This is a genomic window from Streptomyces echinatus (assembly GCF_014203595.1).
GTDB lineage: Bacteria > Actinomycetota > Actinomycetes > Streptomycetales > Streptomycetaceae > Streptomyces > Streptomyces echinatus.
Map to the genome: position 1 here is coordinate 178,676 of NZ_JACHJK010000010.1, position 26,277 is coordinate 204,952.

At 71.6% G+C, this 26,277-nt stretch carries 27 protein-coding genes; 9 read left to right on the forward strand and 18 right to left on the reverse strand.

Annotation, left to right across the window (positions count from 1 at the left end):
• Positions 1-6: 6 nt before the first annotated feature.
• Complete coding sequence (locus tag FHS34_RS26665) at positions 7-960, reverse strand: LysR family transcriptional regulator (protein ID WP_184969872.1); 954 nt, start codon at positions 958-960, stop codon at positions 7-9.
• Positions 961-1,071: 111 nt separating this feature from the next.
• Here FHS34_RS26665 and FHS34_RS26670 point away from each other — a divergent pair, with 111 nt between their 5' ends.
• Complete coding sequence (locus FHS34_RS26670; protein WP_184969874.1) at positions 1,072-2,115, forward strand: zinc-dependent alcohol dehydrogenase family protein; 1,044 nt, start codon at positions 1,072-1,074, stop codon at positions 2,113-2,115.
• A 20-nt stretch (positions 2,116-2,135) separates the two neighbouring features.
• Positions 2,136-2,816 carry an NAD(P)H-binding protein gene (locus FHS34_RS26675; protein WP_184969876.1) on the forward strand — a complete coding sequence of 227 codons (681 nt, stop codon included), beginning with the start codon at positions 2,136-2,138 and terminating at the stop codon, positions 2,814-2,816.
• A 172-nt stretch (positions 2,817-2,988) separates the two neighbouring features.
• On the opposite strand, the gene FHS34_RS26680 is transcribed toward FHS34_RS26675, so the two are convergent.
• The gene (locus FHS34_RS26680) at positions 2,989-4,317 is read right to left on the reverse strand and encodes a class I SAM-dependent RNA methyltransferase (protein WP_184969878.1); all 1,329 of its coding nucleotides are present in this window, start codon (positions 4,315-4,317) and stop codon (positions 2,989-2,991) included.
• Positions 4,318-4,426: 109 nt separating this feature from the next.
• Positions 4,427-6,478: an APC family permease gene (locus FHS34_RS26685; RefSeq protein ID WP_184969881.1), complete on the reverse strand. Its 2,052-nt coding sequence runs from the start codon at positions 6,476-6,478 to the stop codon at positions 4,427-4,429.
• Between the two features lie 161 nt (positions 6,479-6,639).
• Here FHS34_RS26685 and FHS34_RS42010 point away from each other — a divergent pair, with 161 nt between their 5' ends.
• From FHS34_RS42010 to FHS34_RS26695, 3 genes are all read left to right on the forward strand, one after another.
• A complete protein-coding gene (locus FHS34_RS42010; protein ID WP_221509486.1) occupies positions 6,640-6,786 on the forward strand; it encodes a hypothetical protein in 147 nt (48 codons plus the stop codon).
• A 63-nt stretch (positions 6,787-6,849) separates the two neighbouring features.
• A complete protein-coding gene (locus FHS34_RS26690) occupies positions 6,850-7,521 on the forward strand; it encodes a potassium channel family protein (protein ID WP_184969883.1) in 672 nt (223 codons plus the stop codon).
• Positions 7,521-8,192 carry a potassium channel family protein gene (locus tag FHS34_RS26695; protein WP_184969885.1) on the forward strand — a complete coding sequence of 224 codons (672 nt, stop codon included), beginning with the start codon at positions 7,521-7,523 and terminating at the stop codon, positions 8,190-8,192. Before FHS34_RS26690 ends, FHS34_RS26695 begins: the two co-directional genes overlap by 1 nt.
• A 74-nt stretch (positions 8,193-8,266) precedes the next feature.
• On the opposite strand, the gene FHS34_RS26700 is transcribed toward FHS34_RS26695, so the two are convergent.
• From FHS34_RS26700 to FHS34_RS26735, 8 genes are all read right to left on the reverse strand, one after another.
• Entirely contained in the window at positions 8,267-9,034 is a 768-nt protein-coding gene (locus FHS34_RS26700; protein WP_184969887.1) for a DUF3159 domain-containing protein, read from the reverse strand.
• A 3-nt stretch (positions 9,035-9,037) separates the two neighbouring features.
• Positions 9,038-9,436: an OB-fold nucleic acid binding domain-containing protein gene (locus FHS34_RS26705; RefSeq protein WP_078629620.1), complete on the reverse strand. Its 399-nt coding sequence runs from the start codon at positions 9,434-9,436 to the stop codon at positions 9,038-9,040.
• Between the two features lie 43 nt (positions 9,437-9,479).
• A complete protein-coding gene (locus FHS34_RS26710; protein WP_184969889.1) occupies positions 9,480-10,166 on the reverse strand; it encodes a response regulator in 687 nt (228 codons plus the stop codon).
• A complete protein-coding gene (locus tag FHS34_RS26715; protein WP_225817620.1) occupies positions 10,163-12,772 on the reverse strand; it encodes a DUF4118 domain-containing protein in 2,610 nt (869 codons plus the stop codon). The genes FHS34_RS26710 and FHS34_RS26715 overlap by 4 nt, the downstream gene beginning before the upstream one ends.
• Positions 12,773-12,993: 221 nt before the next feature.
• On the reverse strand, positions 12,994-13,689 hold the full coding sequence (locus tag FHS34_RS26720) for an ABC transporter ATP-binding protein (protein WP_184969891.1): 696 nt from the start codon (positions 13,687-13,689) through the stop codon (positions 12,994-12,996).
• A gap of 249 nt (positions 13,690-13,938) precedes the next feature.
• Positions 13,939-14,700: a DUF3710 domain-containing protein gene (locus tag FHS34_RS26725; RefSeq protein WP_184969893.1), complete on the reverse strand. Its 762-nt coding sequence runs from the start codon at positions 14,698-14,700 to the stop codon at positions 13,939-13,941.
• 1 nt (position 14,701) lies between these two features.
• Positions 14,702-15,268 carry a dUTP diphosphatase gene (gene dut / locus FHS34_RS26730; RefSeq protein WP_184969895.1) on the reverse strand — a complete coding sequence of 189 codons (567 nt, stop codon included), beginning with the start codon at positions 15,266-15,268 and terminating at the stop codon, positions 14,702-14,704.
• Positions 15,268-15,852 carry a PaaI family thioesterase gene (locus FHS34_RS26735; protein WP_184969896.1) on the reverse strand — a complete coding sequence of 195 codons (585 nt, stop codon included), beginning with the start codon at positions 15,850-15,852 and terminating at the stop codon, positions 15,268-15,270. The genes dut and FHS34_RS26735 overlap by 1 nt, the downstream gene beginning before the upstream one ends.
• Positions 15,853-16,002: 150 nt before the next feature.
• Here FHS34_RS26735 and FHS34_RS26740 point away from each other — a divergent pair, with 150 nt between their 5' ends.
• The gene (locus FHS34_RS26740; RefSeq protein WP_184969898.1) at positions 16,003-16,467 is read left to right on the forward strand and encodes a DUF3093 domain-containing protein; all 465 of its coding nucleotides are present in this window, start codon (positions 16,003-16,005) and stop codon (positions 16,465-16,467) included.
• Positions 16,468-16,535: 68 nt separating this feature from the next.
• Here FHS34_RS26740 and FHS34_RS26745 read toward each other — a convergent pair whose 3' ends face one another.
• From FHS34_RS26745 to FHS34_RS26760, 4 genes are all read right to left on the reverse strand, one after another.
• Positions 16,536-17,450, reverse strand: coding sequence for a hypothetical protein (locus tag FHS34_RS26745; protein WP_184969900.1), 915 nt, complete (start codon positions 17,448-17,450; stop codon positions 16,536-16,538).
• Between the two features lie 13 nt (positions 17,451-17,463).
• Positions 17,464-17,760 (reverse strand): DUF4193 domain-containing protein, encoded by a 297-nt coding sequence (locus FHS34_RS26750; protein ID WP_003997302.1) that lies wholly within the window; start codon positions 17,758-17,760, stop codon positions 17,464-17,466.
• Positions 17,761-18,153: 393 nt separating this feature from the next.
• Positions 18,154-19,410 (reverse strand): sensor histidine kinase, encoded by a 1,257-nt coding sequence (locus FHS34_RS26755; protein WP_184969902.1) that lies wholly within the window; start codon positions 19,408-19,410, stop codon positions 18,154-18,156.
• Between the two features lie 5 nt (positions 19,411-19,415).
• Positions 19,416-20,069: a response regulator transcription factor gene (locus FHS34_RS26760; RefSeq protein ID WP_003993508.1), complete on the reverse strand. Its 654-nt coding sequence runs from the start codon at positions 20,067-20,069 to the stop codon at positions 19,416-19,418.
• A gap of 412 nt (positions 20,070-20,481) precedes the next feature.
• On the opposite strand from FHS34_RS26760, the gene FHS34_RS26765 reads away from it, so the two are divergent.
• Positions 20,482-20,655 (forward strand): hypothetical protein, encoded by a 174-nt coding sequence (locus FHS34_RS26765; protein WP_184969904.1) that lies wholly within the window; start codon positions 20,482-20,484, stop codon positions 20,653-20,655.
• A gap of 98 nt (positions 20,656-20,753) precedes the next feature.
• Here FHS34_RS26765 and FHS34_RS26770 read toward each other — a convergent pair whose 3' ends face one another.
• Both FHS34_RS26770 and FHS34_RS26775 read right to left on the reverse strand, forming a co-directional pair.
• On the reverse strand, positions 20,754-21,569 hold the full coding sequence (locus FHS34_RS26770) for an inositol monophosphatase family protein (protein WP_184969906.1): 816 nt from the start codon (positions 21,567-21,569) through the stop codon (positions 20,754-20,756).
• An 8-nt stretch (positions 21,570-21,577) separates the two neighbouring features.
• Positions 21,578-22,705 carry a ferrochelatase gene (locus tag FHS34_RS26775; protein WP_184969908.1) on the reverse strand — a complete coding sequence of 376 codons (1,128 nt, stop codon included), beginning with the start codon at positions 22,703-22,705 and terminating at the stop codon, positions 21,578-21,580.
• Between the two features lie 180 nt (positions 22,706-22,885).
• Here FHS34_RS26775 and FHS34_RS26780 point away from each other — a divergent pair, with 180 nt between their 5' ends.
• Entirely contained in the window at positions 22,886-24,124 is a 1,239-nt protein-coding gene (locus FHS34_RS26780; RefSeq protein WP_184969910.1) for an MFS transporter, read from the forward strand.
• Positions 24,084-25,403, forward strand: coding sequence for a D-arabinono-1,4-lactone oxidase (locus FHS34_RS26785; protein WP_184969912.1), 1,320 nt, complete (start codon positions 24,084-24,086; stop codon positions 25,401-25,403). Before FHS34_RS26780 ends, FHS34_RS26785 begins: the two co-directional genes overlap by 41 nt.
• Here the strand turns inward: FHS34_RS26785 and FHS34_RS26790 are convergent.
• The gene (locus tag FHS34_RS26790; RefSeq protein ID WP_184969914.1) at positions 25,327-26,103 is read right to left on the reverse strand and encodes a hypothetical protein; all 777 of its coding nucleotides are present in this window, start codon (positions 26,101-26,103) and stop codon (positions 25,327-25,329) included. The genes FHS34_RS26785 and FHS34_RS26790 overlap by 77 nt on opposite strands.
• Between the last annotated feature and the right edge of the window lie 174 nt (positions 26,104-26,277).

Sequence of the window (26,277 nt, forward strand, 5' to 3'; positions counted from 1 at the left end):
CCGGGTTCAGCGGCCTCCCGGCAGATGGCTTGTGGCACCTGCGCCGTCATGCGTACTGCTCGGCGCAAGGGACCGCAGTACATCGAGGCAGGCTCCGATCGCGGGTTCGTGGCCTGCGTCGATCCGGGTGGCGATCTCGATCGTGCGAGCGAGCGCGGGGTCGGCCACCGGCCGCGCGACCAGCGTGGGCGGGAGATGCACGGCGGCCATGCGAGGGAGGACGACAGGGTGGCCACCGCTCGCCGCGAGGGCGATCATGGCGTTGAAGTCGGAGCAGGTGTGCTGTATCTGCGGAGTGAACCCCGCCGACCGGCAGGCGTGGAGGACGGCTGCGCCGCAGGCGGTGTCCGCGCGGGCCGTGATCCACGGTGTGTGCGCGAGGTCCCGCAAAGCGAGGGGAGACCCTTCCGCGGCGGCCGCTGGGTGATCACGCCGGACCACGGCGACCAGCGGGTCGACATGCAACTGGTGGGTCTCGACGCCCAGGGGCACGGGATCAGCGAGGTTCGTGTAGCGGTAGACCAGCGCGAGGTCGACGCGTCGCTGGAGCAGCAGGCGCACGGCGAGTTCGGGTTCGGCCTCGGTGATGTGCAGGACCAGCCCGGGGTGGGCGTCTTCCAGCGCCCGGCCGAGTGGGGCTGCCAGCGGGGCGAGGGCGCTGGGGAAGGCGGCGAGGTGGAGTGGCCCGGCCGGCTCCGTGGCATGGCTGCGCAGGTGGCGTTGCGCACGTTCGAGGGCGTCGATCACGTGCTCGGTGTCTTCGGCCAGCCGGTGCCCGGCGGGCGTCAGGTAAATGGACCGGCCCGTGCGTTCCAGCAGGCGCGTGTGGGACTCCTCCTCCAGGAGCCGGAGCTGCTGCGAGACGGCGGAGGGGGTGACGCCGTGCAGTTCCGCCACAGCGGTCACGGTGCCGTGTGCGGCCAGATCGCGCAGAAGGACCAGTCGTCGAACATCGAGCATTAGTTCAGCTTAAATGAATGATGTACCTGATGTAGCTGGACAGAAAAGACCTCATGCGAGGACGCTGGGCAGCCTGTCCCACCCCGTTGAGCAGCATCAGGAGTTCCCGACATGCGCGCCACCGTGATCCATGGACCGAACGACATCCGCGTCGAGGAGGTCCCGGACCCCCGGATCCAGCACCCTGCGGACGCGGTGGTGCGCGTGGTCAGCGCCTGTATCTGCGGCAGTGACCTCTGGGCCTACCGCGGGGTGGCCTCACGCGTGGCCGGCCAGCGCATCGGGCACGAGTTCCTCGGGGTCGTGGAGGAGGTCGGCTCCGAGGTCACCGGTTTCGCTCCAGGTGACTTCGTGGTCGCACCCTTCGTCTGGTCCGACGGCACGTGCGACTACTGCCGGCAGGGCCTGCAGACCTCCTGCCCGCACGGCGGGTTCTGGGGAGAGGTCGGATCCGACGGGGGCCAGGGGGAAGCGGTCCGTGTGCCCTACGCCGACGGGACCCTCGTCGAACTCCCCCGGGACGCCGTCACCGACGAAAAGCTCCTCCCGGGCCTGCTGGCCCTCGCCGACGTGATGAGCACCGGACACCACGCTGCCGTCTCGGCGCGGGTCCGTCCCGGAGCCACGGTCGCCGTCGTGGGCGACGGAGCGGTCGGCCTGTGCGGCGTGCTCGCCGCCCGCCGACTCGGCGCCGACCGGATCATCGCGCTCGGCCGCCACCGGAGCCGCACGGACATCGCCCGTTCGTTCGGCGCCACCGACGTCGTCGCCGAGCGCGGCCAGGCAGCGATCGAGGCGATCCGGGAGATGACCGGCGGCCAGGGCGCACACGCCGTACTGGAAGCCGTCGGAACGGAGGAGTCGATGCGTACCGCCATCTCCCTCACTCGCGACGGCGGCGCCGTGGGTTATGTCGGCGTACCGCACGGCGGCAGCGCCGGCGTGGACATCGCCCGGATGTTCGACCGGAACATCACTCTGGCAGGTGGCGTCGCCCCGGCACGCGCCTACATACCCGAACTGCTCACCGATGTGCTGGCGGGCGTCATCGATCCCGCTCCGGTCTTCGACCGCACCGTCGACCTCGACGGGGTGCCGGACGGCTACCGCGCCATGGACGACCGGACGGCTCTGAAAGTCCGCATCACCTTCTGATCACGCACGAGGAGACGTTCATGAAGATCGCCATCGCCGGCGGGCACGGCCAGATCGCCCGGCGTCTGGGCCGACTCCTCACCGCCCGGGGAGACAGCGTCGTGGGGCTCATCCGTAACCCCGCCCACAGCACTGACCTGTTGGACGACGGAGTACGGCCGATCGTCTGCGATCTCGAGGCGGCGTCGTCCGACGACGTCGCCGCGGCCCTGTCCGGAGCCGATGCCGTGGTCTTCGCCGCCGGCGCCGGCCCCGGCAGCGGCGCAGCCCGCAAGTACACCGTCGATCACCAGGCCGCAGTGCTTCTGGCCGAGGCCGCCCTGCGGGCAGACGTCCGGCGGTACGTGATGGTCTCCACCCGCGGCGCCGGCAGTCCGCCCCCGGCTCACGCCGACGACGTCTGGGCCGCCTACGTTCACGCCAAGACCGCCGCCGACGACCACGTCATGGCACAGGACCTCGACTGGACCATCCTGCGCCCCGCAGCCCTCACCGACGCTCCCGGCACCGGCGCGGTACGCCTCACCGCGGAGAGGAGCGTGGGCCAGGTCACCCGCGACGACGTCGCAGAGGTCCTGGCCTGCCTGCTCGCCACGCCTGCTACCGCAGGGCTCGTCCTGGAACTCGCCCAAGGGCCTGATCCCGTCGCCGAAGCGGTGGCACACGCCGCGAGCAACCGCACGGGCGAACCCCGCCGCTGATTCCAGGTAGCGCGTCGGGGCCGCCAAGGCCGGCGCCTGCCAGGACCTTCGCCTTGGGGCCGCCAGCCCACCGGGCAGACGTCGTGACGCTCCGCCGGAATCAGTCGGACGAGCGTCAGGACGTTTCCCCGGCCGACCCGCCCGGAACCTCAGAAATTACGGAACTGGCAGGTCAGAGGCTCTTCGCGGCAGGCTCAAGGATCGCCACGCACTCCACGTGGTGCGTCATCGGGAACAGGTCGAACGCCCGCAGCGTCCGCACCCGGTACCCCCCGTCCCGGAAGTACCCCAGGTCCCTGGCCAGGGCGGCGGGGTCGCAGGCGACGTAGGCGATGCGGCGGGGGCCGAGGGAGGAGAGGTGTTCGACCGTGCGGCGGCCGGCGCCGGCGCGGGGCGGGTCGAGGACGACGAGGTCGACCTCGGTGATGCCGGTGCGCGGCAGCACCGACTCGACCTTGCCCTGCTCGATGCGGACGCGGGGGAAGTCGGCCAGGTTGTGCCGCGCGTCCTCCACCGCCCGCTTGCCGGACTCGATGCCGAGGACCGCGCCCTTCTCGCCGAGGCGGTCGGCGAGGGCTCCGGCGAAGAGGCCGACGCCGCAGTAGAGGTCGAGGGCCATCTCACCCTTGCGGGGCAGCAGGCCCTGCATGACGGCCTTGACGAGGGTGTCGGCCGCCTGCGGGTGGACCTGCCAGAAGCCGCCGCTGCCGACGCGGTAGGTGTGGTCGTCGGCGCGCTCACGCACGAACGCGCGGCCGTGGACGCGGTGGATGCCGCCGTCCTTCTCGTCGACGCGCATCACGGAGACGGGCCGGTCCAGCTCGACGAGCGGCAGCCGTGCGCCCGGCTTCGGCTCCAGGATCACCATGCGGTCCTGGGACCCCGTCGCGGCGATCGCCTCGACGGAGGCCATGCCGGACCAGTCCCGGTCCTCGATGCCCAGTTCGCTGACGCCGGCCGCGGCGATCATGCAGTGATCGATGGGCTCGACCTCGTGCGAGCGGTGGCGGCGAAGGCCCGCGTTGCCGTCCGCGTCCACCGCGTACTGCACCCTGGTCCGCCACTGGGGCACCTGGCCCGCGGGCAGCTTGTCGCCCTCGGCCGGGACCACGGTGCCGTCCCAGCCGGCCTCCTCGGGGGTGAGGCCGGCGAGCCGCCGCAGCTGTTCGGCGATGACGTCGGCCTTCAGCCGGCGCTGGGCGCCCGGCTTGGCGTGCTGCCAGTCGCAGCCGCCGCAGCGGCCGGGGCCGGCGAAGGGGCAGGGCGCCTCGACGCGGTCCTTGGACGCCTGGAGGATCTCCACCGCGTCGGCGCGCAGGAAGCGGGCGCCCTCCTCGCCCTCGGTCACCCGGGCCACCACCCGCTCGCCGGGCAGCGTGTGCCGGACGAACAGCACCTGCCCCTCGGACGTACGGGCGATGCAGTGGCCGCCGTGGGCGACGGGGCCGACCTCGACCTCGTACTCCTCGCCCACCAGAGACTTCGTCGGTTCTGCCTGCATGGTGGGGTGACTCCAGATCGAGAAGGGGGAGGCGAGGAAGGACACGGGTACGGCCGCACACCGGTGGGCCGGACAACAGCCCACCAGTCTACGGCCTCCCCGCCGTGCCTCAGTCCTTGGCCGCCGAGGACTCCTTCGGCCGCTCCACCGCCGGGCCGCGCCGGACCGCACCCGGGGCGTTCCACTCCTGCCGCTTGCGGGCCCGCAGCTTGGCCGCCTCGGAGGACTGCAGCTGGTACGGCACCGAGGTCACCATGACCCCCGGGGTGAAGAGCAGGCGGCCCTTGAGGCGCAGGGCGCTCTGGTTGTGCAGCAGGTGCTCGTACCAGTGGCCGACCACGTACTCGGGGATGATCACGGAGACCGCGTCGCGCGGGGACTCCTTGCGCAGGCTCTTGACGTACTCGATCACCGGGCGGGTGACCTCGCGGTACGGCGAGTCGAGGACCTTCAGCGGTACGTCGATCCCGCGCCGCTCCCACTCCTCGCGCAGGGCCTTGGTCTCGGCCGGGTCGACGTTGACCGTCAGCGCCTCAAGGGTGTCCGAGCGCATCAGCTTGGCGTAGGCCAGGGCACGGAGCGTCGGGCGGTGGATCTTGGAGATCAGGACGACGGAGTGGACCCGGGACGGGCGGACCATGTCGTCGGCCGGGCCCTCGGGGGCCGCGATCTCCTCGGCGACGCGGTCGTAGTGCTTCCGGATCGCCGTCATCGTCGCGTAGAAGATGCACATGCCGAGCAGGGCCACCCAGGCACCGTGCGTGAACTTGGTGACCAGGACGACGACCAGCACCAGGCCGGTGAAGAAGGCGCCGAAGGCGTTGATCGCGCGGGAGCGGACCATGTGGCGGCGCTTGGCCGGGTCCTTCTCGACGGCGAGGTGGCGGTTCCAGTGCCGGACCATGCCGGTCTGGCTGAGCGTGAAGGACACGAACACGCCGACGATGTAGAGCTGGATCAGCCGCGTGGAGTCCGCGCCGTAGATGACCACGAGGAGGGCCGCCGCGCCGGCGAGCAGCACGATGCCGTTGGAGAAGGCGAGCCGGTCGCCGCGGGTGTGCAGCTGGCGCGGCAGGTAGCGGTCCTGGGCGAGGATCGAGCCGAGCAGCGGGAAGCCGTTGTAGGCCGTGTTGGCGGCCAGGAACAGCACCAGCGCGGTGGCGGCGGCCAGCAGGATGAACAGGAAGCTGCCCTTGCCGAAGACCGCCTCGGCGACCTGGGAGATCACCGGGTTCTGGACGTAGCCGGAACCGACCGGGACGCCGTTGTGGATCAGGTCGGTGGCGGGGTGCTCGGCCATCCGGACCTTCGTCGCCATCGCGAGGGCGATGATGCCGCAGAACATGGTGACGGCGAGCAGGCCCATCATCGCGAGCGTGGTCGCCGCGTTCTTCGACTTGGGCTTGCGGAAGGCCGGGACCCCGTTGGAGATGGCCTCCACGCCCGTCAGGGCGGCACAGCCGGAGGAGAAGGCGCGCAGCAGCAGGAAGACGAGCGCGAAGCCCGCGAGCCCCTGGTGCTCGGCCTTGATGTGGTAGTCGGCCGTCGGCGCATGCATGGTGTCGCCGAGGACGAGGCCCCGGAACGCACCCCACGCGATCATGACGAAGACGCCGCCGACGAACACGTACGTCGGGATCGCGAAGAGCTTGCCGGACTCCTTCACGCCGCGCAGGTTCATCAGCGTCAGCAGGACGATGACGGCGGCCGCGCAGAGCACCTTGTGCTCGACCACGAAGGGGATCGCGGAGCCGAGGTTCTCGATGCCGGAGGCGATGGAGACGGCGACCGTGAGGACGTAGTCCACGAGCAGGGCGCTGGCCACGGTGAGGCCGGCCTTGGGACCGAGGTTGGTGGTGGCGACCTCGTAGTCACCGCCGCCGCTCGGGTAGGCGTGGACGTTCTGCCGGTAGGAGGCGACCACGGTGAACATCAGCACGACGACCGCGACGGCGATCCAGGGGCTGAAGTGGTACGCCGACACGCCCGCGATGGACAGGACCAGCAGGACCTCCCCCGGCGCGTAGGCGACGGAGGACAGCGGGTCGGAGGCGAAGACGGGGAGTGCGATGCGCTTCGGCAGGAGCGTTTCGCCCAGCCGGTCACTGCGCAGTGCGCGCCCGATCAGGATCCGTTTGGGCACGTCGGTCAGTTTGGACACGAGAGAGGATCGTAAGCCTTCGAACTGGCACCCGCCCACCCGGCATGCGCGATCTGCCTCACGAGTGAATTCGGGGGCGCACGGAACTGCGGAATCCGTGGTTGGTGTGCCCTCCATGTCTAGATGGCAAACCCCGTCTGTCTTCGCACTTCGGAGGTTACATGCCCGCGACCGCGGTGCTGATCGGGGCGGTGCTCGCCCTGGCCGGCCTCGGAATCCTGACCCTGTGCAGCGTGCGCAGCATCACTCGCAGGCGGCTCCCGCCGGGCCAGGCACAGGGGTGCCCACCCCACGGCGCCCGTGTGTAGCTTTGGGCGTCGGTCTGAGACCCTGATCCCGAGCAGTAACTTTTGGACACCGGAAGGACGGTCGTGCACATCGTCATCATGGGCTGCGGAAGAGTGGGTTCCGCTCTTGCCCAGACCCTGGAGCAACAGGGCCACACGGTCGCCGTGATCGACCAGGACCCCACTGCCTTCCGCCGGCTGGGCCCGGGGTTCGGGGGACGCCGGGTCACCGGGGTCGGGTTCGACCAGGACACCCTGCGCGAGGCGGGCATCGAGGAGGCCGGCGCCTTCGCCGCCGTCTCCAGCGGTGACAACTCCAACATCATCTCCGCGCGCGTGGCCCGTGAGATGTTCGGCGTGGAGAACGTGGCCGCCCGCATCTACGACCCCCGCCGCGCCGAGGTCTACCAGCGCCTGGGCATCCCGACGGTGGCCACGGTCCGCTGGACCGCCGACCAGATGCTGCGCCGCCTGCTGCCCTCCGGGGCCGAGCCGCTGTGGCGCGACCCCACCGGCGGGGTCCAGCTCGCCGAGGTGCACGTCTCGCCGAAGTGGGTCGGCCACAAGATCAGCAAGCTGCAGGAGGAGACGGGCGTCCGGGTGGCGTTCCTGACCCGCCTGGGCGAGGCGATCCTGCCCACCTCCCAGACGGTGCTGCAGGAGGGCGACCTCGTGCACGTGATGATGCGGACGGACGACGTGGAGAAGGTCGAGGCGGCCTTCGCCGGTGGCCCGGAAGAGGAGGGCGGTCACTGATGAGGGTCGCCATTGCCGGAGCCGGCGCCGTCGGCCGCTCGATCGCGGGCGAGCTGCTGGAGAACGGCCACGAGGTCCTGCTGATCGACAAGGCGCCGACCGCCATCTCGGTCGAGCGCGTCCCGCAGGCGGAGTGGCTGCTCGCCGACGCCTGTGAGATCACCTCCCTTGACGAGGCGGCGCTGCAGCGCTGCAACGTCGTGATCGCCGCGACCGGCGACGACAAGGTCAACCTGGTCGTCTCGCTGCTCGCCAAGACGGAGTACGGCGTTCCGCGCGTCGTGGCCCGGGTGAACAACCCCAAGAACGAGTGGCTGTTCAACGAGTCCTGGGGCGTCGACGTGGCCGTCTCCACCCCGCGTCTGATGTCTGCCCTGGTCGAGGAGGCGGTGAGCGTCGGCGACCTGGTCCGGCTGCTGCGCTTCAGCCACGGCGACGCCAACCTCGTCGAGCTGACCCTGCCCGAGGAGTCGGCCCTGGCCGGTACTCAGGTCGGGGACGTGGAGTGGCCGCAGGACACCTCCCTGGTCACGATCATCCGCGGGACCCGCGTGCTGACGCCGTCCAAGGAGGACTCCCTGGAGGCGGGCGACGAGCTGCTGTTCGTGGCCGCGCAGGCCCGGGAGGAACAGCTGGAGGAACTGCTGTCGGTGCGGCGGGAAGAGGCCTGACGCGGTCCGGCGCCACGACGACGAGGGGCGCCCCGGTTCTTCCGGGGCGCCCCTCGTCGTCGTACGACGGCTGTCTACGCGTCGCGGCGGTGCCGGCCGCCCTGCGCCTCGCCGCCCTCCGCGGCCAGCGCCTCCTTGCGCGCCTCCTCCGCCTTCTCCTCGGCCTCCATCTCGGCGAAGACGTCGATGGGCGCGGGGGCCTTGCCCAGGAAGAGCCAGGTCAGCCAGACCGCGAGCAGGAACGGCGGGATCTTCAGGGCGATCAGGACCCAGCCGAGCTGGGCGGTGTCCGCCCACCAGTACAGCGGGAAGAGGATCGCGCACTTGGCGAGCAGGATCAGGCCCCAGGCCCAACTGGCCTTGGCGTACGCCTTCTTCCGGCCGGGGTTACGGGTGCGCCAGGAGAGGTTCTCCTTGAAGACCGGGCCCAGGATGAGGCCGATCAGGGGCACCCCGGCGAGGGTCGTGACGATGTACGCCAGCGCCAGGCCCAGCGTGTAGAGCATGCCGGGGAGGTAGAAGTCCTTGGCGTTGCCGGTGAACATCGCGAAGACGACACCGAAGGCCACGCCGAAGACGCCGCTGAAAGCGTGCTTGACCGTGTCCTTCATGGCCAGCCGGACCACGACCAGCAGCAGGGACACCGCCAGCGCGGCGATCGCGGAGATATGCAGGTCCTTGTTGACCGTGAAGATCGCGACGAAGAGCAGGCCCGGCACGACCGTCTCGACCATGCCGCGGACCCCGCCGAAGGCCTCGAACAGCGCCGCCTCGGTCACCGCGCGGGCGTCGTCGGGCCGAGTCTGGTCGGTGGCTTCGGTCGGCTTGTCGAGTGACGTCACCGGCTACTCCCGTCCGAGGGGTCGCAGTTCGTATTTCGGGTTGAACAGCACCCGGCGGCCCCGGCTCATCGAGATCCGGCCCGATGCGATCAGCTTGCGCCCCGGTTCTATGCCTACGATGGAGCGCCTGCCGAGCCACACCACGTCCAGCGCGGCGGAGCCGTCGAACAGTTCCGCCTCCAGGGCCGGGACGCCGGCGCGTGGACGCAGGGTGACCGTGCGCAAGGTACCAGTTACGGTGACGATCTGCCGGTCATGGCAGTCGCCGATCTTCGTGCAGCCCGCCGTCTCGGCGTCCTCGCGCAGCTCCTCGGACTCCAGGTCCTCCTGCGACGAGGAGAGCCGGTCGAGCATGCGCCGGAACCGGCCGGCCGGCTTTTCGGAACGAGGAACAGCAGTCATATGTGAAGCGTACCGGTGCCCGCCGACGGAGCTGTAAGCCAGCTCACTTCTCGAACCGGTACCCCATGCCCGGCTCCGTGATGAAGTGCTTCGGGTGGGAGGGGTCCGATTCCAGCTTGCGGCGCAGCTGGGCCATGTAGACCCGCAGGTAGTTGGTCTCGGTCCCGTACGACGGTCCCCACACCTCCTGCAGCAGCTGTTTCTGGCTGACCAGGCGGCCGGTGTTGCGGACCAGCACCTCCAGCAGGTGCCACTCGGTCGGGGTGAGCCGGACGTCCTTGCCGCCTCGGTTGACCTTCTTGGCGGCGAGGTCGACGGCGAAGCCCTCGGTCTCGACGGTCGTCAGATCCTCCTCGCCCGGCCCGACCGGCTCGGCCCGGCGGACGGCGGCCCGCAGCCGGGCCAGCAGCTCGTCCATGCCGAACGGCTTGGTCACGTAGTCGTCGGCGCCCGCGTCCAGCGCCTCGACCTTCTCGTCCGAGGAGTGGCGGGCGGAGAGGACCAGGATCGGCACCCGGGTCCAGCCGCGCAGGCCCTTGATCACCTCGACGCCGTCCATGTCGGGCAGGCCCAGGTCGAGGACGACCACGTCGGGGTGGCGGGAGGCGGCGAGTTCGAGCGCGGTCCTGCCGTCGGGGGCCGCGTCGACCTCGTACTTGCGCGCCTTGAGGTTGATCACGAGGGCGCGCACGATCTGCGGCTCGTCGTCGACCACGAGCACCCGGGTCATAGGGTCTGCCTTTCTGGTTCTGCGATGCCGGACCCGCCGGGGACCGGTGCGATGCCCGTGCCGTCAGGGGCCTGTGCGGTGTCCGCTCCGGGCGGGACGGTGGCGGCGCGTGCTCCCGCCGCGCGGAGGCTGAGCACCATGGTGAGCCCGCCGCCCGGCGTGTCCTCGGCGTTGAGGGTGCCGCCCATGGCCTCGGCGAAGCCCCGGGCGACCGCGAGGCCCAGCCCGACGCCGGCACCCCGCGGGGCGTCACCGTACCGCTGGAAGGGCTCGAAGATGCGGTCCTTGGCCTCGTCCGGCACGCCCGGGCCCCGGTCCACCACGCGCACCTCCACCCGGTCGGCGATGGCGCTGGCGGAGACCAGGACGCGCTGCCCGCGCGGACTGTACTTGACGGCGTTCTCCACCAGATTGGCCACCGACCGTTCCAGCAGGCCGGGGTCGACGGCGACCATCGGCAGGGTCTCGGGCACGTCCAGCTCGACGCTGTCCTCGGGTACGCCGCCGAGGGCCATCGGCACGACCTCGTCCACGTCTATCTCCCGGATCAGCGGGGTGACCGTACCGGTCTGGAGCCGGGACATGTCCAGCAGGTTGCCCACCAGGTGGTCGAGCCGGTCCGCGCCCTCCTCGATGCCCTCCAGCAGCTCCGCCTGGTCCTCCTCGGACCAGGCCACGTCGTCGGAGCGCAGGGAGGACACGGCGGCCTTGATGCCGGCCAGCGGGGTGCGCAGGTCATGGCTGACGGCGGCCAGCAGGGCGGTGCGGATGCGGTTGCCCTCGGCGAGCGCGCGGGCCTGGTCGGCCTCCTCCTGCAGACGCCTGCGGTCGAGGACGACGGCCGCCTGGGCGGCGAACGCGGCGAGCACCCGGCGGTCCGCGGCGGGCAGCACCCGGCCGGTGAGCGCGAGCGCCATGTGGTCGCCGACGGGCACGTCGACATCGGCGTCCTCGGGGCGCTCCAGCTCCGGCCCGAACCCGGCGCGGCCCGCGCAGGTCCAGGGCGCGACGTCGCGCTCGCGTTCCAGCAGGGCGGCCGACTCCATGGCGAAGGTCTCACGGACCCGCTCCAGCAGCTCCTCCAGGCCGGTCTCGCCGCGCAGCACGTTCCCGGCGAGGAAGGAGAGGATCTCCGACTCGGCGCGCAGCCGGGCGGCCTGCTGCGTGCGGCGGGCGGCGAGGTCGACCACCGAGGCGACCGACATGCCGACCCCGAAGAAGATCGCGATGGCGACGATGTTCTTCGGGTCGGCGATGGTCAGCCGGTGCAGCGGCGGGGTGTAGAAGTAGTTCAGCAGCAGCGAGCCGAGGGCCGCCGAGGCCAGCGCCGGCAGCAGACCGCCGAGCAGGGCCGCGGCGACGGTGACGGCGAGGAACAGCAGCATGTCGTTGGCGAGACCGAGGTCGACGGTGTTCAGCAGCACCGCGAGGACGGCGGGACCGGCCAGGCCGACCGCCCAGCCCCAGATGATCCGCGCCCGCCCGAGCCGGCCGCCGCGCGCCACGGGCAGCCCCCGGCCCTTGGCGACCTCGTCGTGGGTGACGATGTGCACGTCCAGGTCGGGGCCGGAGTCCCGGGCGACGGTGGCGCCCACGCCGGGCCCGAAGACGTACTGCCAGGCCTTGCGGCGCGAGGAGCCCAGCACGATCTGGGTGGCGTTCGCGCCACGGGCGAAGTCCAGCAGGGCGGCGGGGATGTCGTCGCCGACGACGTGGTGGAAGGTTCCGCCCAGGTCCTCCACCAGGGTGCGCTGGACGGCCAGTTCCTTCGGGGAGGCGGCGGTCAGCCCGTCGCTGCGGGCGATGTAGACGGCCATGACCTCGCCGCCGGCACCCTTCTCGGCGAGCCGGGCGGCCCGGCGGATCAGGGTGCGCCCCTCGGGGCCGCCGGTCAGGCCGACCACGATCCGCTCCCGCGAGCCCCATATCTTCGAGACGTGGTGTTCGCTGCGGTACTCGTTCAGGTACTCGTCGACCCGGTCGGCCACCCACAGCAGGGCGAGTTCGCGCAGGGCGGTGAGGTTGCCGGGCCGGAAGTAGTTGGAGAGGGCCGCGTCGACCTTGTCCGGCTGGTAGATGTTGCCGTGGGCCATGCGCCGGCGCAGCGCCTGCGGCGACATGTCGACCAGCTCGATCTGGTCGGCCCGCCGTACGACCTCGTCCGGGACGGTCTCGCGCTGGCGCACCCCGGTGATCGACTCCACGACGTCACCGAGTGACTCCAGGTGCTGGATGTTGACGGTGGAGACGACGTCGATCCCGGCGGCGAGCAGTTCCTCGACGTCCTGCCAGCGCTTGGCGTTGCGGGAGCCGGGGACGTTGGTGTGGGCCAGTTCGTCCACGACGGCGACGGCGGGGGCGCGGCGCAGGGCGGCGTCGACGTCCATCTCGCCGAAGGTGGCGCCCCGGTACTCCAGCTGCCGGCGCGGTACCTGCTCCAGGCCGTGCAGCATCACCTCGGTGCGCGGCCGGCCGTGGTGTTCCACGAACGCGACCACGCAGTCGGTGCCCCGCTCGATCCGGCGGTGCGCCTCGGCGAGCATGGCGTACGTCTTGCCCACGCCCGGTGCCGCGCCGAGGTAGATCCGAAGCTTGCCGCGTGCCATGGCCCCATTGTCTTCCCGTACCTGTCGCCTACGCAGCGTCGACCCTACGGCCAACAATCACGGCAAACGGGACAGGAGGGCGAGCGGTGGGCAACTTTGACGCAACCCTGATGAGCCCGGCACGGTGCGCCGACGATCCCGTCGGCGAGCGGCCGCACCAGCGATCGGGCCGGTCTGTTCCGTGCTCGGGCCGGACGGTTCCGTGCTCGGGCCGGGCCGGTTCAGTGCTCGCGAATCTCGCCGTCGCGCAGCTCCAGCACCCGGTCGGCCAGGTCCAGCAGGGTCGCGTCGTGCGTGGCGACCAGGGCGGTGACCTGCTCGCTGTGGACGACGGCCCGCAGCAGTTCCATGACGGCGTGGCCGGTCTCGGCGTCGAGCTGGCCGGTGGGCTCGTCGGCGATGAGCAGGGCGGGGCGGTTGGCCAGGGCCCGGGCGATGGCGACCCGCTGCTGCTGGCCGCCGGACAGCTCGCCGGGCCGCTGGGCCGCGTGGCCGGCGAGTCCCACGAGGGAGAGCAGCAGTTCGACCCGTTCCTCGCGCTCGCGCGGGTCGGCGCGGCGCAGCCGCAGCGGCACGCCGACGTTCTCCGCGGCACTGAGGATGGGGATGAGCCCGAAGGACTGGAAGACGAAGCCGACCCGGTCCCGGCGCAGCCGCAGCAGCTCGCTCTCGCCCAGCTCGCCGAGGCGGAGCCCGTCGACCTCGACCCCGCCCCGGTCGGGGGTGTCGAGGCCGCCGACGATGTTCAGCAGTGTGGTCTTACCGGAGCCGGAACGTCCCTTGAGGGCGACGAGTTCGCCGCGGGGCACCTCGAAGGACACCCCGCGCAGCGCGTGGACGGCCGCGGCCCCCCGCCCGTACGACCGGTGGACGTCCTCCACCCGCACCATGGTGTCGGTGACCACCTGACCACTCATGCCGCCTCCCCCGTCGACCGGGCGCCAGTATCCCCGCGCGACGCACCACCCGGCTAGGGCCACGACGACAGCGCCCCGAAGGGGCGCGGGGAACTGCGCGACCGGCCACGACGGCGCCGCACAGGACGGTCACGGGCCCGCCCGCGACAGCCCACCGCGTGCGCCCACGACAACGGGCCGCACCCCTCAGAGGCACGGCCCGTGTCCCATGGCTGGACCAGGCGCCCCGCAGGCCCCGGCCGACAGCCGCTAACGCACTTCGGTGATCTCCGGCCCCCGCTGCAGCTGCCCCATCCCGCCGGAGAAGCGCGAGCCCTCCTCCTGCTGGACGCCCTCGGGGACCATCTGGGCATCGTTCGGCAGCTTGAGGACGATCGGGTCGCGCGGGGCCATCGGACCCTCGCCGCGGACCACGACCGTGTCGCGGAAGATCTGCTCCAGCAGCCCGGCGGCCTGCGGCTGCACCGCGCCCTGGCCGGAGATCACACCGCGCAGGAACCAGCGCGGGCCGTCCACGCCGACGAACCGCACGACCTGGAAGCCGCCCGTGCCGTCCGGCAGCTGCACCGGCACCTGGGCGCGCAGCTCCCAGCCGAGCGGGCCCTCGACCTCGTCGATGATGCCACCCTGCTGGGTGATCCCGGAGCCGATCTCCTCGCGGACCTCGCCCCAGATGCCCTCGCGCTTGGGTGCGGCGAACGCCTGGAGCTGAATGGCGCTGTCGCGCAGCACGACGGTCGCGGCGACGATGGCGTCACCCGCGACCTCGACCCGGAGCTCCATGCCGTCGACGCCCGGCACGAACAGACCACCGAGGTCCACCCGGCCCTCGGCCGGGTCCCGCACCTCGCTGCTGTCCCACGGCCCGTCGGGCCGGGGCCCCGGCTCCAGCCGGACGCGCTCGCGCTCGGCCTCTTCCTCGTCCGCCTCGCTGTCGACGCTGTCGACGACCTGCTCGGCCTCGCCGGCCGCGTCCTCGGCGGCACCCTTCTTGTTGCGACGTCCGAACACGTCACTGTCCTTCCCGGTCGGATACGACCGAAGCGTATCGATTCCCACCCGTCGGACCGCCCTCGGCGGCCTGACCGCTTGTGCCGCTCTCGTCGCCCACCGCGGCATGGCCACCGGTGGACCCGAAGCCCCCTTCGGCCCGCGCCGAGCCGGGAAGTTCCGCCACCTCCTGGAAGCGGACCCTCTCGACCTGCTGGACGACCAGTTGGGCGATCCGGTCGAAGCGCTCGAACCGCACGCTCTCGCGCGGGTCGAGATTCACCACGATCACCTTGATCTCCCCACGGTACCCGGCGTCAACCGTCCCCGGGGCATTCACGAGGGCGACACCGCAGCGGGCGGCGAGGCCGGAACGCGGATGCACGAAAGCCGCGTACCCCTCCGGCAGGGCGATCGACACCCCTGTCGGCAGGACGGCCCGTTCGCCGGGTCCCAGCTCGCACGCCCGGGTGGTGCGCAGATCGGCGCCGGCGTCCCCGGGGTGTTCGTACGCCGGAAGCGGTACGTCCGGGTCTACGCGCCGGATGAGCACGTCCAGGGGGCCGCGGCCCGCGGGGTCTGCCGGCATCACGGGTTCACCTCGAAGGCGCGGGCACGCCGGATCTGGTCCGGGTCGTTCATGGCGGCGCGGATCTCTTCGCCGCGGCCGTGGTCGATGAAGTGGTCCACCTTCACCTCGATGAAGAGGGCGTCGGCGCGGACGGCGACCGGGCCGTCGGGGCCGCCTATGCGCCCGGTGGCGGTGGAGTAGATCTTCCGCCCGGCCACGGCGGTCACCGCGGCCTCCAAATACAGCGTGGTGCCCACGGGCACGGGCCGCACGAAGTCCGTCTCCAGGCGTCCGGTGACGGCGATGGTCCGCAGCAGCCAGTTGAGCGAGCCGAGGGTCTCGTCCAGGGCCGTGGCGAGCACTCCGCCGTGCGCGAGGCCCGGGGCGCCCTGGTGGGCCGGCTGCACGGTGAACTCGGCGGTCAGCGAGACCCCCTCGCCGGCCCGGGCCTCCAGGTGCAGTCCGTGCGACTGTCCGGGGCCGCACCCGAAACAGTGTTCGTAGTGGGCACCCAGGAGTTCCCCGGGCGCGGGCGCGTCGGGGTGCCGTACCGGTTCACCCGCGTCGGCGGGAGGCTGAAGAGCTGCGGAACTACCACTCACAGGCGCAGACCTTACCCGGCCGCCCGTCACCCGCCGTCGCCCCGCCCGGCCGCGCCCGGCACCGCCTCCGGCTGATGCCCGCCGTCGCCCCGCCCGCACCGGCTCCCCCTGATGCCGGGGGGATCGGGCTCCCGTGCCAAGCTTGACGTCATGCAGCCCTCCGCCACCCCTTACGAAGAACGCCTCACCGCCCCGCGCTCGTGGTGGCTGATCAGCTTCCTCGTGGGTGTCTCGTTCGCCCTGATCCTGCTCCCGTTCGGCACCCTGCCGCTCCTCGGTGGCCTGGTCGGCGGCACGGCCGCCGCGGCGGTGGTGGCCAGCGCCTACGGCTCCCCGCGCATCCGCGTCGTGGGCGACTCCCTCATCGCGGGCGAGGCGAAGATCCCGGTGTCGGCGCTCGGCACGGCTGAGGTGCTGGACGCGGAGGAGGCCCGCGCCTGGCGGACGTACAAGGCCGACACCCGCGCCTTCCTGCTGCTGCGCGCGTACATCCCCGGGGCGCTGCGCGTCGAGGTCACGGACCCGGAGGACCCGACGCCGTACCTGTACCTGTCGACGCGGGAGCCGGAGCGGCTGGCGGCAGCGATCGAGGCGGCGCGGAAGACGCACGCCTAGAGCGCGCGAAACTCCTCCAGAGCGCGCGGGACTCCTCCGCAGCGCGCGGGACTCGGTGGCCGGAGCGGTCAGAGCTCCTTCGGGAGGTCGTTCATCCGCAGGGGTTCCGCCGGCTTCTCCAGCGGCGGCAGCTCCCGCAGCTCGTCCCACGGCACCTGTGCCTTGCGCAGGTCGGCACGGATGTGTGCCGCGAGTTTCCTGGTGTCCCGGCGGTTCATGACCGCCCCGACCGCGGCTCCGACCATGAACGGCATCAGGTTGGGCAGGTTGCGGACCATCCGCTTCATGATCCGCTGGCGCAGCTCGCGTTTCATCCGGCCGCCCAGGGCCGTGTCGTACGTCGACGGCTTCATCACGTCGACCCCGCGCTCCCCCGACCAGGAGGACAGATACGCGGTGCTGCGGGTCTTGAGGTTGCCCGGCGGGCGTACGCCGTAGACCTCGTGCAGTTCGGCGACCAGCTTCAGCTCGATCGCGGCGACCCCGGTGATCTCCGCGGCCAGCTCGGTCGGCATGGCCGGCGGTACGGGCAGCATGGCCGCCGCCCCGACTCCGGCTCCGACCGTCGAGGTGCCGGCCGCGGCGCCCGCCACCAGCTTGTCGGCGAGTTCCTCGGGTCCGAGACCGGGGAACTGCCTGCGCAGGGTCGCGAGGTCGCGTACGGGGACACGCGGGGCGATCTCGATGATCCGGTCCGCGAGGTACCCAAGCCCCTCGCGGGCCCGGCTACCGCCCCTACGGGCGCCCTCACGGGCCAGATCCCGGGCCTTCGCGCCGATCACCACCGCCCGGCGCCGCGCGACGGGCGTGGGGTGCTGCGGCGGCGCCGGCCGGTCCTCCCGGTCGGCCGCCGGTACGAGCGAGGCTCCCGTTCCGGGTGAGCCCCGCTCGTCGTCACGCGCGCCGTGCGGGCCGTCGGACGGCCCTTGGTCCGCTTTCCCGAGGGAGAAGCGGCGCTTCCGTGGAGGGGTCGAGCCAGACATGGCCGACCCGTCCTCAGTCGCAGTCGCGGCAGATCGGCTGACCGTTCTTCTCGCGGGCCAGCTGGCTGCGGTGGTGCACCAGGAAGCAGCTCATGCAGGTGAACTCGTCCTGCTGCTTGGGCAGCACCCGGACGGCCAGCTCCTCGTTCGAGAGGTCGGCGCCGGGCAGTTCGAGGCCCTCGGCGGCCTCGAACTCGTCGACGTCCACCGACGAGGTGGACTTGTCGTTCCGCCGGGCCTTCAGCTCTTCAAGGCTGTCCGAGTCGACGTCGTCGTCGGTCTTGCGTGGAGTGTCGTAATCGGTTGCCATATCGCTCTCCCCCTCTGGGTGTCTGCGGTGTCTCCAGCGCACGTAACGCGTGAGAGGCCGGACTTGTGCCCGACCTGAGGCGGAGATTTTGCCTCACATCAAGGTCTGTTACTCAATCGACACCCAACCCGACCCCTCAAGAGTGATCGGCTTGGCTGGCGGTGAGGACCGTACACGGTTCGAATGCCGCACCTCAAAGGCGCCTCACCGTGTACTTCCCGTGATCAAGAGCCCTGAAAACCAGGACTTTCCCGGCTTTCCACCTTCTGTCATGATCACCGTGCGTACATGGCCGGAAATCCGCCCATGTGATCGATCACACAAGAAGAAGCCCGTCCGGCCGTCGAAAAATTCCGCGTGCAGCGAACACCCCCCTCGTGTGTCGGTTCCTCATCACACCGGCAGCGTGACGCGCATCTCCAGGCCGCCTCCCTCCCGGGGCTGGGCCAGGATGTGTCCGCCGTGCGCCCGGGCCACGGACCGCACGATGGACAGGCCGAGGCCGACGCCCTTGTCGCTGCCCGTGCGCTCGGTACGGAGCCGCCGGAAGGGCTCGAAGAGGTTGTCGATCTCGTACGCCGGCACCACTGGTCCCGTGTTGCACACGGTCAGTACCGCCTGGCCGTGCCGGACCTCGGTGTCCACCTCGACCCAGCCGTTCTCGGGCACGTTGTAGCGCACCGCGTTCTGGACGAGGTTCAGCGCGATCCGTTCGAGAAGCACGCCGTTGCCCTGCGTCACGGCCGGTTTGCGCTCGCCGCGGATCTCCACGCCCTTGGCCTCGGCCTCGGCGTGCACCTGGTCGACGGCCTGGGTGGCGACCTCGGCCAGGTCGACCGGCTTGCGCTCGACGATCTGGTTGTCACTGCGGGCGAGCAGCAGCAGTCCCTCGACCAGCTGTTCGCTGCGCTCGTTGGTGGCCAGCAGCGTCTTGCCGAGCTGCTGCAGCTCCACCGGCGCGTGCGGATCCGACAGGTGCACCTCGAGCAGCGTGCGGTTGATCGCGAGCGGGGTGCGCAGCTCGTGCGAGGCGTTCCCCACGAAGCGCTGCTGTGCCGTGAAGGCCCGCTGCAGCCGTTCCAGCATGTCGTCGAAGGTGTCCGCCAGCTCCTTCAGCTCGTCGTCGGGGCCGTCCAGTTCGATCCGGCGGGACAGATCGGATCCGGCCACCTGTCGTGCGGTGCGGGTGATCCGGCCGAGCGGGGACAGCACGCGGCCGGCCATCGCGTAACCGAAGGCGAAGGCGATCACGGCAAGGCCGAGCAGAGCCAGCAGGGAGCGGCTGAGCAGGTTGTCCAGGGCCTCCTGGCGCTGCTGGTCCACGCAGTGGGCGATCGCGTCGTTGAAGTCCTGCAGCGACAGGCTGGTCGCGTTGATCGCGGGGCAGTTGGCGCTGGAGACCTTGAGCTGGGAGCCCTGCGAGAAGCTGACGATCCTGAACAGCGGCTGGTTGCCGGTGCTGATCGCCTGTGCGGCCAGCAGATAGATGATCGACAGCAGCAGGATGCCGGCGATCAGGAACATGCCGCCGTACAGCAGCGTCAGCCGTATGCGGATGGTCGGGCGCAGCCACGGGAAGGGGGCCTGCGGCCGCCTGGGGTCCCAGGTGGGTTTCGGGGGCGCCTGGGCCGGCGCCGGGGTCGCGGCCACGGCGGTCAGATCCGGTAGCCGGAGCCGGGCACGGTGACGATGACAGGCGGTTCGCCCAGCTTGCGGCGCAGCGTCATCACCGTGACGCGCACCACGTTGGTGAACGGGTCGGTGTTCTCGTCCCAGGCCTTCTCCAGCAGCTGCTCGGCGGAGACGACCGCGCCCTCGCTGCGCATCAGCACCTCCAGCACCGCGAACTCCTTGGGCGCGAGCTGGACCTCCTTGCCGTCGCGGAAGACCTCGCGGCGGTTCGGGTCGAGCTTGATGCCGGCACGTTCCAGGACCGGCGGCAGCGGCACGCTGGTGCGGCGGCCGAGGGCGCGCACGCGCGCGATCAGCTCGCTGAACGCGAAGGGCTTGGGCAGGTAGTCGTCGGCGCCGATCTCCAGGCCCTCGACCCGGTCGCTCACGTCGCCGGACGCGGTGAGCATCAGCACTCGTGTGGGCATGCCCAGCTCGACGATCTTGCGGCAGACGTCGTCGCCGTGCACGAGCGGGAGGTCGCGGTCGAGGACGACCACGTCGTAGTCGTTGACGCCGATGCGCTCCAGGGCGGCCGCACCGTCGTACACGACGTCGACGGCCATGGCCTCCCGGCGCAGGCCGGTGGCCACCGCATCGGCGAGCAGTTGCTCGTCCTCGACGACGAGTACGCGCACGTCGCTTGTCCTTCCTCTGTCCACCCGCGTAGCGCGCCGTGGGCGCGTGCGGGCAGGGGGCTGCGTAGGGTGTGACCCCCATCCTGCCCTTTTCGGCCATAAGTCGGCTGTAAGGCGGGGACGGGGCCACAGGGACCGGAGTCGTGGGGCGGGAATACGAGATTTTCTCCTCCGGTGAGGTTTCCGCGGAGGGGAGCTGGGGGAGGACGGCTTTACACCCCGCGATCACGCTCTGCATGTGCCGCAGCACCATGCGGTACCCCGCCATCCGCTTCGCAGAGTGGGCGCGGGTGTCCGGCACCGTCGCCGCCCGGCCGGGCAGCGCTGGGCACCTGCGAGAGCTGTGATCGCCCCTTCCCTCCGGCACACCCCCGTGCCACCCGACCCACGACCCAGGACGAGGGGGCGCAGCATGGACGCTTTCACCGCAGGACTTCTGCAGCGCATAAAGGCGACCGAGTCCGACCTGTCGCGGGCTCGTGACGAGGGCGACGACTTCCTCGTCGAGGTGGAGCAGGGCGAGCTCGACGACCTGCGACGCCTCGCCGCCGAACACGGTGTGGAGGTCGGCGCGTCACGCGTCTGATCGGCCGAAAGCGCAACAAGGGACCCCGGCGAATCCAGCGCCGGGGTCCTTTGCGTGTGCCCCGGCGGCGCCGGGGCCGGGGCCGGGCGCGGCGCCGGTCAGTCGTGCCACGCCCCGAAGTCCTCCAGCAGGCCCTGGAGCGGCTCGAAGACCCCCGGTGTACCCGCGACCGTCAGATCCCGTGAGAGCCGCTCTCCGGGCCGTCCACCGGTCAGCGCACCGGCTTCCCTGGCGATCAGGTCCCCCGCCGCGTAGTCCCACGCGTTCAGCCCGCGCTCGTAGTACCCGTCGAGCCGGCCGCAGGCCACGTCGCACAGGTCGACCGCCGCCGAGCCGCCGCGCCGGATGTCCCGGAGCAGGGGGATGAGGCGGGCGGCGATCCGGGCCTGGTGGGCGCGGACCTCCGTGACGTAGTTGAATCCGGTGGAGACCAGCGCCTGGTCCAGCGGCGGCGCGGGCCGGCAGGCGAGCGCCCGTTCGCCCTCCCACGCGCCCGTGGCCCACGCGCCGCCGCCCCGGACGGCGTGGTAAGTCTCCCCGCGCATCGGAGCCGTGACGACCCCGACGACGGTCTCGCCGTCCTGCTCGGCCGCGATGGACACGGCCCAGGTCGGCAGCCCGTAGAGGTAGTTGACGGTGCCGTCCAGCGGGTCGATGACCCAGCGGATGCCGCTCGTGCCGGGGGCGGAGGCCCCTTCCTCGCCGAGGAAGCCGTCTTCGGGGCGCCGGCCGGAGATCAGGTCGGTGATCAGCTTCTCCGCCGCGATGTCCATCTCGGTGACCACGTCGATGGGGCTGGACTTGGTCTTCGCCACGGCGAGGTCGGCCGGGCGGCCGTCCCGCAGCAGCTCGCCGGCGCGGCGGGCGGCCTCCTGGGCCAGGGCGAGCAGGTCCCGGTGCAGGGCGTCGGTCACGGGTCTCCTCACGCGTAGGGGCTGTCGGCGCCCGCGGCGGCCGGGCGGGGGGCACGGGCCGGGCAGCAGCCGACCGGGCAGAGCTGGTGGCTCGGGCCGAGCGCGCCCAGCGCGCAGGGGGTGACCTCCTGGCCGCGCTCCACGGCGGCCCGCTCCAGGATCAGCTCGCGGACGGCCGCGGCGAACCGCGGGTCGGCGCCCACGGTGGCCGAACGGCGCACCGGCAGGCCCAGCTCCTCGGCCTTGGCCTGCGCCTCGGTGTCGAGGTCGTAGAGGACCTCCATGTGGTCGGAGACGAAGCCGATGGGGGCCATGACCACGGCCGGGACGCCGGCCGCCTGCCGCTCCTCCAGGTGGTCGCAGATGTCGGGCTCCAGCCAGGGGATGTGCGGGGCGCCGGAGCGGGACTGGTAGACGAGCCGCCAGGGGTGGTCGACGCCGGTGCGCTCGCGGACGGCGTCGGCGATCAGCCGGGCCACGTCCAGGTGCTGTGCGACGTAGGCACCGCCCTCGCCGTGGGCCTCCACGGGGCCCGAGGTGTCGGCCGCGGCGGTCGGGATGGAGTGGGTGGTGAAGGCGATGTGGGCGCCCGCGCGGACGTCCTCGGGAAGGTCCGCGAGGGAGCGCAGCACGCCGTCGGTCATGGGCTCGACGAAGCCGGGGTGGTTGAAGTAGTGCCGCAGCTTGTCGGTCTTCGGCGGCTCCAGGCCCTCCGCCGCCAGGGCGGCCAGCGCGTCGGCGAGGTTCTCGCGGTACTGGCGGCAGCCCGAGTAGGAGGCGTAGGCGCTGGTGGCGAGGACCAGGATGCGGCGGCGGCCGTCGGCGGCCATCTCGCGCAGGGTGTCCGTGAGGTACGGCGCCCAGTTGCGGTTGCCCCAGTAGACCGGCAGGTCCAGGCCGTGTTCGGCGAAGTCCTTGCGCAGGGCGTCCAGCAGGGCGCGGTTCTGGTCGTTGATGGGGCTGACCCCGCCGAAGAGGAAGTAGTGCTGCCCGACTTCCTTGAGGCGTTCCCTCGGGATGCCGCGCCCGCGCGTGACGTTCTCCAGGAACGGGACCACGTCGTCCGGGCCTTCGGGGCCGCCGAAGGAGAGCAGGAGGAGGGCGTCGTACGGGGTGGCATCGAGCGCGTCTGGCATGAGTCGATCCTGCCACCCGGCACCGACAGCGGGGAAACAGCGGGGAGAAGAATCGGATCACAGAGGGTTCGGGTCGATTTGTACCAGCAATTCCCTCCGTCGAACACCGTTCAATTAGGGTGCCCTAACTCGTAAGCTGTATCCGTCGCATTCGCGCCTTACGACCGCTTCGGAGTCCCCGTGCCCAGCCCCTACAGAGCCCTGTTCGACGCGCCCGGCACCAAGGCGTTCTCCGCCGCGGGATTCCTCGGCCGGATGCCGCTGTCGATGATGGGCATCGGCGTGGTCACGATGGTCTCCCAGCTCACCGGGCGGTACGGCCTCGCGGGCGCCCTGTCGGCCACCGTCGCGCTGTCCGCCGCCGCGATCGGACCGCAGATCTCCCGGCTGGTGGACCGGCACGGGCAGCGCCGGGTGCTGCGCCCCGCGACCCTGGTGGCCCTGGTCGCGGCGGCCGGACTGCTGCTCGCCGCGCACTTCGAATGGCCGGACTGGGCGCTGTTCGTGTGCGCCGCCGGGATCGGGTCGGTACCGAGCCTGGGCGCGATGATCCGGGCCCGCTGGGCGGCGCTGTACCGGGGCACGCCCCAGCTCCACACCGCCTACTCGTTCGAGTCGGTCGTGGACGAGGTCTGCTTCATCTTCGGGCCGATCATCTCCATCGGACTGTCCACGGCCTGGTTCCCGGAGGCCGGCCCGCTGCTGGCCGCCTGCTTCCTCGCGGCCGGCGTCGTCTGGCTGACCGCCCAGCGCGCCACCGAGCCCGAGCCGCACCCGCGTGAGCGCAGCGGCGGCGGCAGCGCCCTGCGCTCGGCCGGGCTCCAGGTGCTGGTGGCGACCTTCGTGGCGACCGGCGCGATCTTCGGGGCCGTGGACGTGGTCACCGTCGCCTTCGCCGACGAGCGGGGCCACAAGGGCGCCGCGAGCGTCGTCCTGGCGCTGTACGCGGCCGGCTCCTGTGCGGCCGGCGTGGTCTTCGGGCTGCTGCGCTTGGGCGGTGCGCCGGAACGCCGCTGGCTGCTGGGCGTGGCGGCGATGGCCGTGAGTATGATCCCCCTCCTACTGGTCGGAAACCTGCCGCTTCTGGCCGTGGCGCTGTTCGTTGCGGGGCTGTCCATCGCGCCGACGATGATCACGACGATGTCCCTCATCGAAGAGCACGTACCTCGCGCGCAGCTCACCGAGGGCATGACCTGGGTGAGCACCGGCCTCGCGGTCGGCGTCGCGCTCGGCTCGTCCGCGGCCGGCTGGGTGATCGACGCCGCCGGAGCGCGGGCCGGGTACGGGGTTCCGGCGGTGTCCGGAGCCGTCGCGGTCGCGGTCGGTTTCCTCGGGTACCGCCGGCTGCGCAGGCCGGCCGCGGGTCGGGGAGGCACCGTTGAGCAGCACGGCGAGCGGGAAGTACGGCACCTGGCGTAACTGGGGCGGGAACGTCACCGCCCGGCCCGCCCGGCAGATCGCACCGGCCTCGGTGGAGGAACTGGCCGCGGCGGTGCGCCGGGCCCGGGAGGACGGTCTGAAGGTGAAGGCGGTCGGGACCGGGCACTCCTTCACCTCGATCGCCGCCACCGACGGTGTGTTGATACGCCCTCAACTGTTGACCGGCATACGCAAGGTCGACAGGGAATCCATGACGGTCACCGTGGACGCCGGTACCCCGCTCAAGAGACTCAATGCCGCTCTCGCGCGCGAGGGTCTGTCGCTCACCAACATGGGCGACATCATGGAGCAGACCGTCTCGGGAGCCACCAGTACCGGCACGCACGGCACGGGGCGCGAGTCCGCCTCCATCGCCGCCCAGATCAAGGGGCTCGAACTGGTCACGGCCGACGGCTCGGTGCTCACCTGTTCCGAGAAGGAGAACCCCGAGGTCTTCGCCGCCGCCCGCATCGGCCTCGGCGCCCTGGGCGTCGTCACCGCGATCACGTTCGCCGTGGAGCCCCTCTTCCTGCTCACTGCGCGCGAGGAGCCGATGCCCCTGGAGCGGGTCCTCGCCGAGTTCGATCAGCTGTGGGCCGAGAACGAGCACTTCGAGTTCTACTGGTTCCCGCACACGGGCAGCACCAACACCAAGCGCAACAACCGCAGCGCCGGCCCCGAGCAGCCGGTGGGGCGGCTGGCCGGCTGGTTCGAGGACGAGTTCCTCTCCAACGGGGTGTTCCAGGCGGCCCAGTGGGCCGGCCGCGCCGCCCCGGCCACGATCCCCGCGATCGCCCGGGTCTCCAGCAAGGCCCTGTCCGCACGGACGTACACGGACATTCCCTACAAGGTCTTCACCTCGCCGCGCCGGGTGCGCTTCCTGGAGATGGAGTACGCCGTCCCGCGCGCCGCCCTGGTGGAGACGCTGCGCGAGCTGCGGGCCATGGTCGACCGCTCGGGCCTGCGGGTGAGCTTCCCGGTCGAGGTGCGCACCGCCCCGGCCGACGACATCGCCCTGTCCACCGCGTCCGGCCGGGACAGCGCCTACATCGCGGTGCACATGTTCCGGGGCACGCCGTACCAGGCGTACTTCACCGCCGCCGAGCGCATCTTCACCGCGCACGAGGGGCGTCCGCACTGGGGCAAGGTGCACACGCGGGACGCGGAGTACCTCGCCCGGGTGTACCCGCGCTTCGGCGAGTTCACCGCGCTGCGGGATCGTCTCGACCCGGAACGTCTGTTCCAGAACGACTACTTGAGGAGGGTTCTGGGGGCGTAGGCGTCGTGGCCGACGCGTCGGGCGTGCCGGGTGTGGGGGCCGGAGTGGCCGGGTCGCCGCTCGGTTCCCCGCCGGGTCCGCCGCTCGGCTTCCCGTCCGGACCGGTGCTCGGCGCCCCGCCCGTCGGGTCGCCGGGGGCCGGGGACGTGCCCCGCGGAGTGCCCCGGGTCGCGCCGTCGCCGGTGGACGGCGTGCGCTCCGGCGACGGTGTGCCCGAAGAGGCGGGCGAGTCCACGGACTTGCCGCCGGACGACCCGCGGCCGGTGACCGCGTCGCTGACCGTCGTGCCCCCGCCGCCGCTGAAGCTGTCGCCGGACACCAGCTCGTACGTCGTGATGCCGGCCATGGTGACCCCGAAGACCAGGGCGGCGGCGACCAGCGGGCCGCGCCGGCCCCTCACGCGGGCGCGGTAGACGGTGCCCGCGGTGAACTCGCCGGGCGGCGGGGCCGTCCGTTCGCCCGGCCGGGCCGTCGCCACGGTCTTCTCCCGGAACTGCTCGCCGGTCCGCTTGAAGAAGTGCTGGAACAGCGAGCCCCCGCAGGTGGCGACGACGCTGACCACTCCGGCGCCGAGGATCGTGCCGTACACCCCGAAGTACGAAGCCAGTTTGGCCGCCACGACCGCCGCCAGGGCGCTGCCCGCGACCTGGGGGACGCTCAGGTCGATCCGCTTGCGACCCGTATCGGGTGTCTCACGCATACCCGGAACTTGCCTGCCTTTCCCGTACTTGATCGACATTGCTCGACCGACTGCACGAGAAGGGGACGTACAGACGAAACCATTAGTTCCGTTTCTGGTGATTGCGTGAAGTTCACCACGTTCATGATCGACAAAACCGGTTGCGGACGGCGAAGTCGGCTCTCTTGCCGGAAG

Excerpts from the sequence above, each read along its gene's own strand:
- FHS34_RS26775 (WP_184969908.1), bottom strand. The coding sequence starts at position 22,705 with ATGCCAGACGCGCTCGATGCCACCCCGTACGACGCCCTCCTCCTGCTC.
- FHS34_RS26745 (WP_184969900.1), bottom strand. The coding sequence starts at position 17,450 with ATGTCTGGCTCGACCCCTCCACGGAAGCGCCGCTTCTCCCTCGGGAAA.
- FHS34_RS26670 (WP_184969874.1), top strand. The coding sequence starts at position 1,072 with ATGCGCGCCACCGTGATCCATGGACCGAACGACATCCGCGTCGAGGAG.
- FHS34_RS26715 (WP_225817620.1), bottom strand. The coding sequence starts at position 12,772 with ATGGCACGCGGCAAGCTTCGGATCTACCTCGGCGCGGCACCGGGCGTG.
- FHS34_RS26695 (WP_184969885.1), top strand. The coding sequence starts at position 7,521 with ATGAGGGTCGCCATTGCCGGAGCCGGCGCCGTCGGCCGCTCGATCGCG.
- dut (WP_184969895.1), bottom strand. The coding sequence starts at position 15,268 with ATGCCGGCAGACCCCGCGGGCCGCGGCCCCCTGGACGTGCTCATCCGG.
- FHS34_RS26790 (WP_184969914.1), bottom strand. The coding sequence starts at position 26,103 with ATGCGTGAGACACCCGATACGGGTCGCAAGCGGATCGACCTGAGCGTC.
- FHS34_RS26740 (WP_184969898.1), top strand. The coding sequence starts at position 16,003 with ATGCAGCCCTCCGCCACCCCTTACGAAGAACGCCTCACCGCCCCGCGC.
- FHS34_RS26680 (WP_184969878.1), bottom strand. The coding sequence starts at position 4,317 with ATGCAGGCAGAACCGACGAAGTCTCTGGTGGGCGAGGAGTACGAGGTC.
- FHS34_RS42010 (WP_221509486.1), top strand. The coding sequence starts at position 6,640 with ATGCCCGCGACCGCGGTGCTGATCGGGGCGGTGCTCGCCCTGGCCGGC.
- FHS34_RS26665 (WP_184969872.1), bottom strand. The coding sequence starts at position 960 with ATGCTCGATGTTCGACGACTGGTCCTTCTGCGCGATCTGGCCGCACAC.
- FHS34_RS26675 (WP_184969876.1), top strand. The coding sequence starts at position 2,136 with ATGAAGATCGCCATCGCCGGCGGGCACGGCCAGATCGCCCGGCGTCTG.
- FHS34_RS26710 (WP_184969889.1), bottom strand. The coding sequence starts at position 10,166 with ATGACCCGGGTGCTCGTGGTCGACGACGAGCCGCAGATCGTGCGCGCC.
- FHS34_RS26720 (WP_184969891.1), bottom strand. The coding sequence starts at position 13,689 with ATGAGTGGTCAGGTGGTCACCGACACCATGGTGCGGGTGGAGGACGTC.
- FHS34_RS26765 (WP_184969904.1), top strand. The coding sequence starts at position 20,482 with ATGGACGCTTTCACCGCAGGACTTCTGCAGCGCATAAAGGCGACCGAG.
- FHS34_RS26705 (WP_078629620.1), bottom strand. The coding sequence starts at position 9,436 with ATGACTGCTGTTCCTCGTTCCGAAAAGCCGGCCGGCCGGTTCCGGCGC.
- FHS34_RS26750 (WP_003997302.1), bottom strand. The coding sequence starts at position 17,760 with ATGGCAACCGATTACGACACTCCACGCAAGACCGACGACGACGTCGAC.